The organism is Parabacteroides goldsteinii, assembly GCF_020091425.1.
Lineage (GTDB): Bacteria > Bacteroidota > Bacteroidia > Bacteroidales > Tannerellaceae > Parabacteroides > Parabacteroides goldsteinii.
In genome coordinates, this window is record NZ_CP081906.1 from 4435646 (window position 1) to 4451511 (window position 15866).

Annotated in this window: 11 protein-coding genes; 3 read left to right on the top strand and 8 right to left on the bottom strand. The window is 39.2% G+C overall.

The features are described 5' to 3' along the window. Positions 1-18: 18 nt before the first annotated feature. The 6 genes from K6V26_RS18990 to K6V26_RS19015 all read right to left on the bottom strand — a co-directional run bounded on the left by K6V26_RS18990 (position 19) and on the right by K6V26_RS19015 (position 7727). The gene (locus K6V26_RS18990) at positions 19-2886 is read right to left on the bottom strand and encodes a hypothetical protein (RefSeq protein ID WP_224263560.1); all 2868 of its coding nucleotides are present in this window, start codon (positions 2884-2886) and stop codon (positions 19-21) included. 40 nt (positions 2887-2926) lie between these two features. Next, entirely contained in the window at positions 2927-3826 is a 900-nt protein-coding gene (locus tag K6V26_RS18995) for a hypothetical protein (RefSeq protein ID WP_224263561.1), read from the bottom strand. A gap of 253 nt (positions 3827-4079) precedes the next feature. Beyond that, the gene (locus K6V26_RS19000) at positions 4080-4220 is read right to left on the bottom strand and encodes a hypothetical protein (RefSeq protein WP_162201375.1); all 141 of its coding nucleotides are present in this window, start codon (positions 4218-4220) and stop codon (positions 4080-4082) included. A 250-nt stretch (positions 4221-4470) separates the two neighbouring features. Continuing rightward, entirely contained in the window at positions 4471-5445 is a 975-nt protein-coding gene (locus K6V26_RS19005; RefSeq protein WP_224263562.1) for a hypothetical protein, read from the bottom strand. Positions 5446-5669: 224 nt separating this feature from the next. Beyond that, positions 5670-6770: a fimbrial protein gene (locus K6V26_RS19010; RefSeq protein ID WP_224263563.1), complete on the bottom strand. Its 1101-nt coding sequence runs from the start codon at positions 6768-6770 to the stop codon at positions 5670-5672. Between the two features lie 15 nt (positions 6771-6785). Beyond that, positions 6786-7727, bottom strand: coding sequence for a FimB/Mfa2 family fimbrial subunit (locus K6V26_RS19015; protein WP_007655300.1), 942 nt, complete (start codon positions 7725-7727; stop codon positions 6786-6788). Positions 7728-8093: 366 nt separating this feature from the next. Between K6V26_RS19015 and K6V26_RS19020 the strand changes: the two genes are divergently transcribed. After that, positions 8094-8990, top strand: coding sequence for an Rpn family recombination-promoting nuclease/putative transposase (locus K6V26_RS19020; protein WP_224263564.1), 897 nt, complete (start codon positions 8094-8096; stop codon positions 8988-8990). A 90-nt stretch (positions 8991-9080) separates the two neighbouring features. Here the strand turns inward: K6V26_RS19020 and K6V26_RS19025 are convergent, their stop codons facing one another. Beyond that, on the bottom strand, positions 9081-10649 hold the full coding sequence (locus K6V26_RS19025; protein WP_224263565.1) for an ATP-binding protein: 1569 nt from the start codon (positions 10647-10649) through the stop codon (positions 9081-9083). Between the two features lie 753 nt (positions 10650-11402). On the opposite strand from K6V26_RS19025, the gene K6V26_RS19030 reads away from it, so the two are divergent. Next, the gene (locus K6V26_RS19030) at positions 11403-11684 is read left to right on the top strand and encodes an HU family DNA-binding protein (protein ID WP_010801728.1); all 282 of its coding nucleotides are present in this window, start codon (positions 11403-11405) and stop codon (positions 11682-11684) included. 130 nt (positions 11685-11814) lie between these two features. On the opposite strand, the gene K6V26_RS19035 is transcribed toward K6V26_RS19030, so the two are convergent. Further along, a complete protein-coding gene (locus K6V26_RS19035; RefSeq protein WP_224263566.1) occupies positions 11815-13881 on the bottom strand; it encodes a response regulator in 2067 nt (688 codons plus the stop codon). Between the two features lie 590 nt (positions 13882-14471). Here K6V26_RS19035 and K6V26_RS19040 point away from each other — a divergent pair. Further along, positions 14472-15410, top strand: coding sequence for a FimB/Mfa2 family fimbrial subunit (locus tag K6V26_RS19040; protein ID WP_224263567.1), 939 nt, complete (start codon positions 14472-14474; stop codon positions 15408-15410). The last annotated feature ends 456 nt before the right edge of the window (positions 15411-15866 follow it).

Here is a 15866-nt window from a genome sequence, read left to right on the forward strand (position 1 = left end):
CTACTCTATTATCCATTTTTACTTTATATCCTTCACACAACGGATATATAAAGAAGGATTGGCATAATTGGGATTCCCCGGACTTGTTAATTGTAAAATATTTTCATAAAACATATAAACACGATTCTCTGTAAAAGCATAACTTGTCCATGAATACACCGCTATATTGTTGGTTTTTCCAGCACGTATCAACATTTGTAACTCTCTCTGGTTAGGAACTCTCCATCCTTTTGAATCTCCATCCTCTGAATAATATTTACAAGGAGAATTATTTAGTTTCATGTTAATAGCCAAATCTGTACGTGTTATCATTGACTGAGTATAATCGGTCCATACTTCCTGCTTTTCAGTTTTATAATAACGATAATAACTAGTATAATTTTCCTTAAAAGTATCTTTTTCATCTCTCAAGTATCCCTTAGGTCCACCATTCCACTTATAATATCCAGATCTTCCATTATGTATTTTACCTCCCGTAGCATAAACTGTCGAACTGAAAACTTTAACTGTAAAATTGGATACAACATTTTTCGCAAACTTAAATCTTTTATAGGGAGTATTAGCTCCATTAAAGTCAGTATGAACATGCTCATCCAACTCTCCCTCCAAAAACTGTTCCCGAATTGATTGACTATTCATATTTGACATATCAAAAACTAAATTGTTCTCTGAATAATATTGATCCGGATAAGTACCTGCAGCTTCTTGTTTACTAGACATACCTAAATTGCGGATACAACGAATAGATCTTCCATAATTACGACCTGTTTCATATTTATCATTATCATTTCCAAACGAAGACCCTTCTTCTGCCCACAAAATATATTTTTTGTTACTTGCATAAAAGTGATCATAGTCCCCATTCTTCTGATAAAGAGCAAAACCATTCGGCAACCCGAATGTACCCATCCAAATATCCATATACTGATAAATAGCAGGCAAATACCATTTCATTTCATCTTTACTAATTTTGGTATCACCATTTTCATCCCTATTACGAGACATACATGCTGCATAAGCTTTTTTTAGCTCAGAACTAAAATCCGCTCCCTTTGCATACCAATCTTTACCTATCAACTGTGTTTCTGCTAATAAATTAGCATATCCATTATTCATATTTTCCCCCTTGGTATTATCTCCATAATTACTAGCAGAAATAGAATCCGTTTCATTTACCCACTCAATACCCCAAGCTGTTTTTGTTGGATCTAAAGCATAGATCGTTTGTATTGATTTCTGGGAAATTGTATAACGAGCCTCTCTTAATGAGCTGGTATGATCAGTATTATGAGTATAACTATCAATATTACACATTATTTGCATAACACGTGGTTCAGTATTTACAAATTCTGTCCAGTTCTTATTTTTATAATAAAACTCATCAATAAAGCATGTAACTTTAAGTTCACTATTAAGATAATTATTTTTCTCTTTAAGATACTTCGAGAATTCTTTCACATCCATCAATTTGGACTTATTACTCTCATTTGGATATCGTTGTTTATTATCAGAATACGAGTTGCCAGACTTTTCATTTACCATAAAATGAATCCATTGCCAATTTTCAGCATAATTTTCATCATTTTCCTTAGCTTCTGAAAGCTTAATATACCCTGTTGTAAATGGTGTTTTAACCAAAAAATCCGTGCCATATGCCTCTATATCTTTTATATTAAAAGTATATACACTACTTTCATAGTGTGCATCATAATTATCAACTTCACCTTCGACATAAGTCACATCGCCGTCAGCTCTATGATAAGGACTCTTTTCTTGTACTTCTGTTATGATTTCATCAACTCCTGCAACCTGAATATTATATACATAAATCTTATTTCTTTTACTTTTATAATCTCCAAAATCAGTCGTATTTTTATCAGACCCCATACCTAAGCTTATGAAATATGTAACATTTGCATCTACCTTAGCAGGTTTCTCGTAACCATTTCTCTTTCCTGTGCCAACAAAATGTCCTTTCAACTCTACATAAGTTGCATTTGACGGGCGCTTGTCTGCTGCTTCGCGAATATTTTTATCTGAAATATCAGTAGCCGACTGCAAATTTTCCAACATAGCAAATTCAAATGTATTATTAACAAATCGTTGGCTGACTGAAGTAGGAAAATAATAGTCTGAAGACTCTGAGGATAAACTTCCCTCCTTATACAAAGAGGACTTCACAGGCACATTAACAATTTTCCACGAGATAGGTTCAAACGAATCTACATTACTAGCTTTGCTTATAGAAAATGTTATATTCGAAAACAAACGAATTAATTTAATTGAACCATCTATTGTATTACCATTATCATTTTTAATAACAGCTTGTCCACTATCATTTAAGTCAATAGAAACAAGTTCTGCTTCTTCCGGTTCGTTTGTTGCCTCTTTACCACTTGTATAATAACCGGACGCAAGAAAAGAATTACCAGTAAAAGAAACAATATTATCTTTTAAAGGGACTGGTATCGTTGCTAAATCACTTTCTTGTGCAATATTATCTAATGATTTTTTAATATTTTCAGTTGCATCGCTTTTTAGATTAGCGACAGCATAAAGGCGCCTTTTACCGGTGGTAGTCTGAAAAGAAACAGAACCTGATAATCCGTTCAAATTCTCAAAATATCCCTTTTCACTACTCGTTATAGGAACGCGTGTCCCACTTTCATCAAAAAGTAGCACATACAGATCCGATACAGAACCTTCTATCAAAGCACTTTTTGTTTGTATAACTTCCGGATCTCCTGTTATAAAAGGCAAAGACAAATTGACCTCCCGCCCTTCTTCTACATCGGTAGAAGATTTAACAGCTTGTTCATCTACACAAGCAGATAATAAAAATATACTTGCAAATAAACTTAATACGTATAAACCATATCTTTTCATACAATCTACTATTTTTAATTTATTACCCTATTCTCTTCCATTAATTAAAAGCAGGAACATCCACTTTCACTTCTCCCATATCAACCAACTGATATTCGATAGTGACAGTTGCCGGAGATGAAAGATCACCTTTCACTTTCACATTCAATAAATAAACATTGTCTTTTTCCAATGCGTTATTAAAGGTATAAGCATATGATTTTCTTTCACCACCTTCGCCTATCGTACCTTGTAAAGATAAAGTCGGTTTTACACCCGGATAAGAATAAGTACGATTTATTACCTGATTGTAGGTCTCCCCATTGATAATGGTTGTGAACTGACCATTATTCCCATTAGTAGTAGACGCTGCATCAATACCAGACCATTCTAGTTTCGTCAGCACAAAAGCGACATCTGTAACAGGTTGATTATTTTCAGTCAATTCAACAGATACATTTACATCTAAACGTGCTGTCAACTGGTGTACCGGAATTTCGATATTACCATTTGCAGTCGGAGTAAAACTTGTTTTTTCTCCAAACTTCGGTAAAGTAGCGGCTACCTGAGTAAGTTGTTTAGTTATAGCATAATTTTTAAAATCATTCATACTACTGATATTTTTCAATGCATTAATATCTGCGTCCGAAACATTTACAAAAGCATAAGCATTTGATTTCACCAAAGGAAGACGAGTTGTGCCATTTGTTGAACTCGTTAATACAATCGGAGCAACTGTCGGAATGCCGTTGCTATCGAAAATACCGATTACAGCATTTTCTATATTCCCTTCCTGAGCATCCAAATCAACAGAAGCTTTTGTCTGTATAGAACCTAAACTTATTGTTACCGGAACTAAATCACTGTTCTCTACAGGAGTATCAAGTAGTTCGCTCTCGGAAGTACAAGCAGCGAAACCAATCAATGTAACGATTAATGCGAAGATATTCTGTAATTTCATGACCCTATATTTTATTGCTTTATTTACTATCTCATTCGATTTTATATTGCAAATGTAGGGTATGCCGAAATAAGTGGGGATAGGTCAGAATCTCATGTTTAAGGGGTAAAAGTGGCAATGTGGAAAAGTAGTGAAAATTGATAGTTACACCCCTAACCAGAGATAGATTTACAAAGGTCGAAGCGTCAAAACAACAAAGGAATACAATGTTTTTTAATGCATTGTCCTCCTTTTTTTCTTCTATTGGCGGGAATCAGCGGGCTGATTCAATTTCCGGGCGGTCGCCTCCGCCTCCAGGATTCAGTAAAGGAGTTTCCGCACTGACCAGTTTAAGGTAGCCGAAACTTTCTTCTACATGAAGAATGTTTAAATTTAGTGTCGTAATTTTTTTCATGTGCATTAAATTAGGATGAATACTTTATTTTTTCCAGAGAGCAATAAAGGTAAGCGATTGACAGTGGATATTCTAATTTATTGGGAGGGAAAATCGGATTATCAGGGCTTCTTTGGGAAAAGAAGGCGAAAAAATCGGATTGCCAAAGCTTCCTATAACAAAAAAGCCCTGTCAAGAGGGTTGACAGGGCTTCCTGAAAAAAGAAAGTGCCACCAAGAAGGTTGGCGGCACTTCTTATAGATTTGATCAATTAACCTTCTTGATTATCAACATTGATAACTGAACCGTTCGACCATGGAGCCGGAGTTATCGTACCTGTTGCACCTCCGAATTCGTCAGGATCACCTGGTTCATTGGAACCAACACCCACGATCTTTACATTTAAAAGATATAAGGTATTAGCATCCAAACCTGCAGTTAATGGAATATTATAATATTTTTTACCTATCCCATCGCTATAAGTTACTTCTAAAACGCCATATAAAGTCGCAGATCCTGCGGTAGGACAAGCGTAAGCACGTGCTGTAACATCTGTACCATTGATATTAACAGAAGCGCTGTTTGCAACAGTTTTATTCGTAAATGAAGCAGCCAAGTCTGTTGCATTTTCTGCGGTTCCAACTTTCTTACTACCATCCAAATTTACAGAAGGATTTACATTATACAAAGTCAAAGAATTAATTGTCATTGTTGCATTTCTATAAAGAGAAGGTACAGCTTCTGTTTGTGCTCTTGTTACAGTACCAAGCTGAACAGCAGAAAGAACGCGTTTAACAGTCATACTGATATCATTTGTAGCAGCTAAAGAGGTTACTGATGCTACCTCATACATAACAAAGTTTTCTTTTGCAGTAGGAGCGTTAATTTCAATCGTTTTAAATCCTTCGGCAGTTACAGCTGTTGCACTAGAGTTTGCCACAGCAACAAATTGATAATTACTACCTACTGTCAATTTATCAAATGTAACACTGTTTGAACTTGTAGAAAAGTCTTTTGTTTCAACTAATGTCGTTCCATTTAAAAATGCATAAACTTTTCCTGAGTTCATTGCATTTTCAGCATCATAGCCTTCTGTCGTTAATGGATCAGCCTTTGTTTTTGAATCAGCCGTAGTTAAGTTAACAACAACGCTTCCTTCCTGAGGAACAACTGCTTCCTCATCATTTGAACATGCTACCAATGAAAAAGCAGCTAAAGACATAATAAAGAGATTCTTTACTTTCATAACTTATAAATTTAATTTGTTAATAATATTACCCTAACTTGTTATTAATTTTGAATTTTGTATTCAAATGTTTTAATATTGTCTGGATGACGATGCAAATGTAACGCCCGAAATGACTTCGTTACGACAGGCAAAACTCTCAAAAAATGCAGGTGATTCTACTTCTCATTAAATTGATAGATTTACAAACAACCATTGAGAGTTTTACCTTATCAAACGATTAATCAGCTGTCAATAGCCGGAATATCAATAATTTCCGTATTCCATTCCGCAACTGTAATTACAATACGTACCGTTCCGTATAATATATCTTCTTTAAAGCTCTCGTCATCAAATACTAAAGATATTTTATATACATAGTTACGTTTTACGAAATTATGTCCGTAAGCCGACAACCCTTTTTCATTGATAACGGCCCTGAATTCGCGTGTCCGGGCCTGATAAGGATCTTTGGCGCTGATGGTTGCCTTGATGAGCAATTCGGTCGGCTGCTCGCTTCCGTCGTTTTCCATCACGTAAGTACGGTAAGCTATTTCACTGAGCGATGTATTGTTGTCGACTACCAGATCCATAGGGGTGGACGGACTCGTTCCTAAATTTCCGGCAGCAACAACGGCACCCCAATAATCGTGGCTAAAGAAACGTGAAGCCGTCTTTTGGTTATCAACCGTGATAGATTCGATTGTAACGATACGCCCCAACAATTCGGGACGAGTGAAATTTGTCTTTATTCCGACAACGTCCAGGCGGGCCGCCAGGCGAGTCAACTCCAACGGAGTAGATATTCCGTTGATATTATTTTTGCCCATCGATTCATAACCGATATAATTCTCATCACCGGCTACCAGTGATTCCTCTGTTTCGATCACCCGGCTACTCATGGTCAGATTATCCTGTTCTTGCGACGATAGTTGGCAAAGAGCAGCTTCAAGACCTGCATACGAGGTAATATTACTCAAAGCTCCGTTTGCATTCCCGACCAGTACGATCCGTGCCTTTGCTGCACGTGCCGGAATATTCGGAATAGTCAACTCGCCGTCAGCCGGGGTTGTTTCCTGATAAAAAGGAGCAGAAGAAAGAAGTTGAGAACCGTCTTCGCTAAACACAAATGCAGTTATATTATTAATGTATGCTTCACCCGCAAGTTCGTTTGCATCTGTACCAGCTTTTGTACCAGCTTTCAGGGGACTTTTCTTGTTCGTTCCGCTGGCTTTCACCTGCAAGGATATCTTTGCTTCCGGTAGCGAAGTTATATCCCGATCATTGTCATTTGAGCAGGAAGCACATAGCAATAAAGCGAATCCTGCATATAATATCTTATTCATATTTATCATGATTGATTAATTTTTAGGTTTCAAATCAGGATTATCTTCCACAACTCCCCAGGGAGTAACAGTTACTTTGGCTCCGATGAAAGCACCCTGGTCGTTCCATCTGAACAGAATCAGTATGTTTTCATATACTTTTATGTCAACCGGACCAACTGTGCCGTCCGAATGTTCATATTCATCGACTGTCTGTAATACTCCATTTTCATCCATAAAAGAACATGATAAATTTTGCCCTTCACAAACGTTACTAGGTTCAGGCGTTACCCATTCGGTGGCAGTCTCATCCCAATCACCTTCAGGTTTATAATATACGCTTTCACCGATTTGTTCGCCTTTATAATTATAGCCGCTCAATGTACGGTTTAACTGAAATTCATAAGCCGATGAAGAACCGGACACAGAAGCAGAACGAAACGACGGATTCTTTTCGATTGCATATTGCAGTCCTTCGGTTTGCATGGTAACCTGTCCGACTTTCGGGGCAATCACAATTTCCTGGCTACCTCCGGCTCCAATAATAAATTCCTTTAAGCCGTAAAATAAATCATCCGGAGACTGAGCTTCACCATTATTAGAATTCAGCATGATATTCAATTCCTCTGCGCTTTTTGCATTAGGAACGACCTGCTTTTCTCCCGTCAGGTTACCCCAAGCGACCAAATGCAACTTCGTATCAGCCGGATAACTCAATTGTATGTTTTGACGGTTCTTAATGAAAGCTTCCTCCAGACTGCGTGTTTCGAGTAATTTCAAATCTTCATCGAACACATAAAGTGTCGCAGAAGTTACTGCTCCCAGTGGAGTGACATCTTCATTATTCTGATTCACAACTTTGAGTGTCAACCCTGGACACTCATCCAAATTATCTTTTATGCAACTTGTAGCAAACAGAGCTACAATCGCCAACGCCAGAAAAATGGTTTGTTTTGTAATTAATTTATTATACTCCATAATTTAATAATTTCGGATTGACTTTACCCTATCCTTGATATTTATATTTTACCTTATTTTCATGTAGCAAAAGTAATTGTTATGAAAAGGATGGGGTATAGGTGGTTCTCTCTATCTTAATAGATAAAACTATCATCTTCAAAAAGAATATCAGCGGTAAAACTCTAAATGTTTTTCAACGGGTCTTTTGAAGCATTTAGAGACAACTGCAAGACTCTCAAAAAAGGGGTAAAAATCTCTTTTGAGGGTGGAAGAAGGAGATTTTTTGAGCAGCCGCGGAAATAAATTGATTTTAAATGAGAAAGAGGACTTTGGCATGAGAAAATCACTTATCTTTGCCTAAGTAACATATAAATAAGAGTAACTATGAAAAATCATTCTGCATTGGTTCATTTTGATTGGGCCGTCAAGCGCCTTTTGCGTAATAAGTCGAACTTTGTTGTGCTGGAAGGTTTTTTGTCCACTTTACTGGGGCAAGAGATACGTATTGTCAAAATGCTGGAAAGCGAAAGCAATAAAGAAACCTCAGAGGATAAGTTCAACCGCGTGGACATGCTTGCTGAAGACAGCAAAGGCGAACTTATCATCATTGAAGTTCAGAACAACCGCGAACTGGATTATTTCCACCGTATGCTCTACGGAGCGTCCAAGGCCATCACCGATTATATCAACGAAGGACAGGAATATGGTATTATTCGTAAAGTATATTCGATCAACATCGTTTATTTTGAGTTAGGCCAGGGAAAAGATTATGTCTATCATGGAAAAACAACCTTTAAAGGTATCCATTACAATGACGTTCTTCAACTCTCTGTCCGGCAGAAAGAGCAGTTTGTCCGCCACGAAGCCGGTGATATCTTTCCTGAATATTACGTATTACGCGTGGACGGCTTCAACCAGCAGGCCAAAACCCCGCTCGATGAATGGATCGCTTTCCTGAAAACAGGCGAGATCGACCAGAACAGCACAGCTCATGGTTTACAGGAAGCTCGCGAACGCCTGCGCATAGACCAGTTAAATGAGAAAGACCGGCGACAATATTATGCAGATATGGAAGCACTGCGTTATCAGCGCAGCGTGATCAAAACCGGCTGGATCGAAGGGAAAGCAGAAGGGAAAGCGGAAGGTCTTGCAGAAGGGAAAGCAGAAGGGCTTGCGGAAGGGCAACGTCTGATTGCAACCAATTTTAAAAAGCAGGGAATCTGCATCGAAACGATAGCCCAATGTACCGGTCTGTCCATAGAAGAGATAAACGAATTATAATCCAGAACTATATAAATCAGCAAAGTTTCGCCTTTCCGGAAAGCTTTGCTGATTTTTTGTTTCATTTCTGAAGTTATCAACTGTCATCTGTTAACTGTCAACGACTTTCCATTCACCGATATTACGATCTTCTTTGTTAAAGGAGGCGCCTACTTTGACTAACTGACGGCCATCGGCTGTGTAAGGGATCAGATAGCCTCTGTCGTCGATCTGACGGAGGGCTTCGTCTACCGAACCGTTCAGTTTGAATTCGAATACGTAGATATAATCTGTTGTTTTTACGACGGCATCGGCACGACCACGGGCACTGCGCACTTCGACATCGACATATTGCCCCAATAGCTTAAAGACAATATAGAAAATCACCTGATAATGACGTTCCGTCTTGTCGTTCAGTTCGTAGGGCATACCGGCAAAGAAGGCGCGAAGGCGTTCCATAAAACTGTCGACATCACCTTCACGCAACTCACGGCTGAATTTGCCAATATAAAACGGTGCATTTGCTTCCGACATCGATGTATAATAGGGAGTGATGAAATTCAACCATCCATATTCTACCTCGGCATTCGGATAACCCAGACGATAAAAATTAAACTCCTGGTCGTACTCCTTAATCGTCAGGTACCCACTCTGGTAAATGATCGGTACCGGGTTATGAAAATCCATCCGGTAATCGGTCAGTGCAGCAGCAGGTACTTCTATGCCATCCAGTTTCCGAAGGTCATAATCTGTCTTTGTCAGCATTTCGACCAACATGGTAGGTGTACCGGTGGAAAACCAGTAACTGCTGAAACGTCGTTGGATCAATGCATTCAGCACACTGAACGGATTAAAGACTCCTTCTGTCTGGAACTCCGAAAAATGATAACCGTCGTAACGTTTTGCCAATTCGTTTACCGTCTGTTCGTAAGTCAGTTTATTCATGGCGGCAAGCGCAGCCAGTTCGGGTTGGAAATCGCGTTCGATCTCGTCTTTTGTCATACCGCAAACGGTTGCATAGTCGGGATTCATGCTAATGTCCATCAGTTGGTTCAGGTTACTGAAGACTCCCAACTGTGAGAACTTCGTTACACCGGTGATAAACACAAAACGCAGATAGCGGTCGGCATCTTTCAGTACGGTATAGAAGCCGGTCAGCATTTCACGGTAAACGTCTTGTAGATCATCATTAAATAATGTACGCAAAAGCGGTTTATCGTATTCGTCGATCAGGACAACCACTTTCTCCCCTGTTTTCTCACAGGCTTGACGAATGATTTGCATGAAACGTCCGGCATAGCCCACTTCTTTATCTGTTTTACCATATTGCTTTTCCCATTCAATAAAATGAACTTCAAACACTTGTTCGAGACTCCGTTTATCCTCGTAATACTGGGCATTCAGACTCAGATGAAGCACCGGATATACTTTCCAATCCTTTTCCAACTGCTCGATAGCGAGTCCCTTGAAGACCTCTTTTCGTCCGAGGAAATAAGCTTCGAGCGTCGAAAGCAGCAGGCTTTTGCCAAAACGGCGCGGGCGGCTCAGGAATATAGGATTTCCGGAAACAGCCATTCGATAGACCAAAGCCGTTTTATCAACATACAAAAAATTTTCTTCACGCAATTTTGTAAAATCCTGTATCCCTACCGGGAGTTTTCTGATCGGCATTGTTTCCATATTTCCGTCGTTTTTAAGTACCAATACAAAGATAAGAATAATGAAGGAATATGCCAATGTAAATACAGATAGGTTCGGTATTATCCAACGACTTTAATAGCATTTTGCAGCAACAAAAGCACATTTTCCAACTTTATGATAAAGATATAGCAAATTCAGTAACATTCAAATTGCCATATCTCTCCCTTTTAGAAAAACAAAATACACATTTATTAACACAACATCCGATAACAACTAACTTTTCAACTCTCTGCAAACAAAAAAAAGTTCATTTAAAACGAATTTCAAATCCGTTTAAAACGAAATAAAATTTGACTGCAGCAAAATTTCATTTCGTTTTAAAGCAAATTTTTGTTAATTAAAGACGAATAATCCCGTTTTTTGAATTTTTCAAGCGCTATATTACGTGTTATGGAACATATTTTCCTTCCGGAAGCACAGAAATATTCACCCGCAGTCAACTATCAAAATTCATACAAAAAAGACACCTAAACGAGCATTATAACAAGAATCACAACTAACATGGAATATTATGACGCTTATCACGCGACATACAGAGCACATCGGATACACATAACCTTATTACAATCGCCTGCAAACAATCAATATCGTGCTACATTCCGTACAATCCACCTACAAGACACATTAAATATCATTTTGTCAAAAACATCTATATTTTTTGCCGGAACCATTCTATTATACAGTTTGTTTTCATTAGCTTTGCAGAATTATTAATCATTAAAATAAATACCCATGAACAGAGCAGAACTCATTGAGGCTTTAGCTGAAAAGTCCGGATTGAGCAAACAAAAAGCAAAAAAAGTCCTGGAATCCTATATGGAGATCGTGACTGAAAAAATGTCCCAAAATGAAGAAATAGCCCTTATTGGCTTCGGAACGTTGATTCCCAGACCGCAAAGTAGCCGGATGGCACGTAATCCAAAGACCGGCACTCCGGTACGGATCAAGGCCAGAACAACCGTAAAATTCAAACCAGGCAAATTCTTGTTGGAAGCTATAAACGGTAAAAAATAATACCGACACATTCATCTTCTAAAGGTCGATGATGCAAAAAATCTCGTTTAAAACGAGAAAAAACCCGTTTTAAACGAAGTTTGTGCTCATTTAAAACGGGTTTTCAGGTAAATATAACTATATACTGATCTTACGGCTGCCCGTATTGCGAAGGCGTCGTTCCATATTGTTCCGTGAAACGTTTGCGGAAGGTGGCCGTGTCGTTGAAACCGACCATTTCTGCGACTTCCTGCACCGAATACTGCTGCGTCTGGATTAATTCGGCGGCCTTTTTCAGACGAATCGTACGGGTCAGTTCCAGGATACTGCAATCAGAGAATTGCTTAATTTTACGATACAATGTCGGCAGACTCATGTTTAATGAGTCTGCGAGCACCTTTGCCTCAAAGGTGGAATCGTCAAGATGCATCTCGATGTTTTTAACAACCAGGTCCATAAACGGATTGCTCGGTATGCCGGAATCGCTTTCATCCGTATTCGGTGCGCTTGTTCCTGCCAGCGACTTGGTGAAGAATTGCTTCAATTGTTCGCGGCGTTTCACCAGGTTGTTCAGTTTGCTGCGAAGAATCTCCACATCGAACGGTTTGGTGATATAATCGTCCGCCCCGGCTTCGAGACCGACAATGATGTCTTCGCTCTCCACCTTCGCCGTCAGCATGACAACCGGTGTCTGCGAAGTGCGCGGATCGGCCTTCAACTCCTTGCAGGTTTGAAAACCGTCTTTCACAGGCATCATCACGTCGCAAAGGATCAGGTCCGGATTGTTGGCAAAGGCAACTTGTATTCCCTCCTCCCCATTACGGGCTTCGAGAATCTCATATTCCTTAGTAAAGACATGTTTCAGGAACCAACGGATCTGGTCGCTGTCGTCGATGACAAGGATTTTCTTGCCGGTGAGCTTTTTCTGCGGGACAACCTGAATAAATTCGGCAATCTCTTCCTTCTGACGGTCGTTCAATCTCACCAGGTCAGCTTCGGGTTCTACAAATTCCACCCGGCGTTCCATCAGGTGTTGTTTGCCTAACGGTATTAATAATGTATAGACAGTGCCCGACGAAGTCGTTTCGTTGCTATAAAATCCGCCGATGTCATCCACCATATCGTGCACCTGTTTCAAACCGCGGCGAGCACTTTCATTCTCATCCAATCCTTCATCCTGCACGGACAGAGAGCAATACGCTTTCCCGTCTTTCCTGACGACTGAAATATCCAGCGTGACTTTGCCATAAACAAATGTATTCTTAAATGCATTAGATAATAATGTACGTAAAGCATATTCCATTTTACGGCGGTCGAGCCAGATCCATAACTTAGCCGTCTGGGTATTGACCTGGAAATCGACATTATTCATCGCAACCCAGTCTACAAACAGGTCGCATATCTGCCGGGATATTTCCACCAGGTCGTAACGGGCGATGCGCAGATAATTGGCGACATCGTTTGCCCGGCGGGTTCCGATCAACTGATCGGCAAGGTCCTGCAAAGCAAGTGTATTACGATAAGCCGAAAGTAATTGGGTGGACATATCTTTTTCTTCATCCTTATTCTGTACCACCAATGCCAATGAACCGAGCACCAGTGAAAGAGGTGTACGCATTTCGTGGATTGTCTCGATAAAGAAGTTATCGTGGATCATTTCGGCATCCTTCAAACGGGACTCGGCTTCCGAAAGCCTGTCGGCAACCTCCCGCTGCATGGCATCACTCTCCTTGATCTTGGTGACGAGCAACTGCTCCAGGTCTTTTTTATTGCTATTCAGCGTAGAGATCATCGTCTCCTGCGTGGAAAGTTTCTGAACCAGCTCTTTATTCGCTGTTGACAATACATTATATTGAGATTCCAGTTCATTTCTCTCAGATTCGAGTTCTGCCGCTTTGGACTCGATAGCCTCCTTCTGCTCCTCCAACTTCTTCTTAGCAGCTTCCAACTCATTATTTTTTTGCTCAATCTCAATCTGGTTCAGGACAAGCAACTCCTTTTCCTTTACCGCCTTTTGGGACTGGCTCGAAAAACCGGCATACATCTTTCTCAAATAAAAAGCCGCCAGGACAAACAACAATGCCAAAAGAATGACTACTACAAGAACAGTTATCTCCAAAGGGCTGGCGGAGCCTCCTGCTGCAAATGCCTGCTGACCGCAAAAAGCAAAGCATGCAAGAAAGACAGACCACTTCCTGAACAAAGTTCTATTATTCATAATGATATATATATTTTAATTTCTAAGATAATTTTCTCCCGAGTATTTCAGAACCAACAGTAAACCCTCCTCATAACTGTGTATAATCATCTATGCAAAGATGATAATAAATTTTCGTTTTGCGAACATCAACGCAAGATTATTTGCGTAAAAAGAAATGATTATCATATTTTTTTCGCACGATTTCCGATATTCAAACCAGCTTATCAGTAATATTTAGCATAATAATGGGATTGACCGGAACAGAAATAAGTACTATTACTAACCGGCAGGGCAAAAGCGGGTGTATTCGTATCACAAACACAGGCTATTCCTATCAAATAAGATATAAATACAGTAATATCAGAAACTGATTCGAGGGCTAAAACGACACTTACACCACCTATTTGAGACATTCACACCACTTGTTTTGATATTTTCGGCGATTATTTTGATTGCTTTAACTTTTATTATCTCACTATACGATACACATATCATTTTAGTCTCTATATTTGCAACATCAAGATGAGAGAAAAGGTTTTGATGAGGGTCTTAACCGGAAATAATCTCTCGAGTATAGGGTAATTTTAAGCATATAAAAAATTAAGGTCATGAAAAAGGGTAGAATTTTCACAAATTGTTTGTTTATTGTTTGCACACTGATGGCAGCAATTTCTTTCACTAGTTGTTCCGCTGATAGCGATTCTTCTTACTCAGGTATTGATGAAAGCGTAATTAAAAATGCTGATTCTCAGACTGAGGTTCCTTTCTCTGTTGTACTGAAAGCTTATTCCGATAACAAAGATATCACCGTTAAGGGTGACGTAGACCAGACTACTCTGTTCGTTTTTGATCAGAATGGTGACTACTACACACAAGTGTCTCTTGACAAAACTTATTTGCTACAGGCAAAACCGGTTGAGATCAGTTGTCCGGGTTCAAAACAGATCACAGTTGTTGCATGGGCAGGTCTTTCTTCCGATAGCGAAAATATCAGCGCCATGAGCAAAGCGAATATTATTTCTGACCTACAGGTTAGCCTGAAGCAGAACAACGGTGTTGCAGCTGCTTTACCGGGAGATTTATTCTACGGACAGATTACTTTAAAGAACACTGCTACCAAGGCTGGTGTTGAAACTCTAAAAATCGAACGTAAAGTTTCTTCTATTTCCCTGATTACAAAAGGCGTTATTAAAATGCTTGATTCCAGAGAAGGTAATTTTTATTACAAAGTAAAGAAAACAAAAGCTTCTTTTGATCACAATGGTGAATTGACAGGCGAAGAAATTGAATATATCATCCCTGCAACCATGGACGCAAAAGGTAACGTTGTTGCTGACAACACAGCTATTTTACCGGCTTCCGACGTGACTATAGAGCTTTACAAAGACGATAACATGATCCTTTCTTCAAAAAATGTCAAAAATTTAGAGAAAGTGTCTGTAAACGAAGGAGAACAGTCAGAAATCACTTTTGACCTCTCAAAAAATAATTGCAATATTGTTGTTGCTGACTGGGGTACAGTTATCACGCATGTTACAATTGGTTAAAATTTGACCCTCAATTTTTTATATGCATAAAGGCGTACATCCGGATTGTTCCGCGTGTGCGCCGCTTTTTTTCATATATGCGATTCTCCATGATAGCCTTACCACCCCTTGTGAGAGTAATACATATGTTAATTTTTACAACATTAGCATTGATTTACAACACTTACATCAACAACAGCGGTAAATGCATCACACATGACAGATTTACCACCCTTCTTAAAATAACCAATCCATATCATTCAATCCATCCCCACCAAAAGAAGAGATATTAGAAAGAATTGAGCTATCCCGTTCCCGTGCTTGACACGGGATCGCAAAGACACAGACCGTTTCCTATAATATCTTTTGATACCGCCAGTTCTCTTGCGGCCCCGTGTCAAGCACGGGGACAGGTGTAATAAGCAAATTTTAAATCGTCATTTTTCGGTAAAGTTAAATCACCATCTAATAATAGAG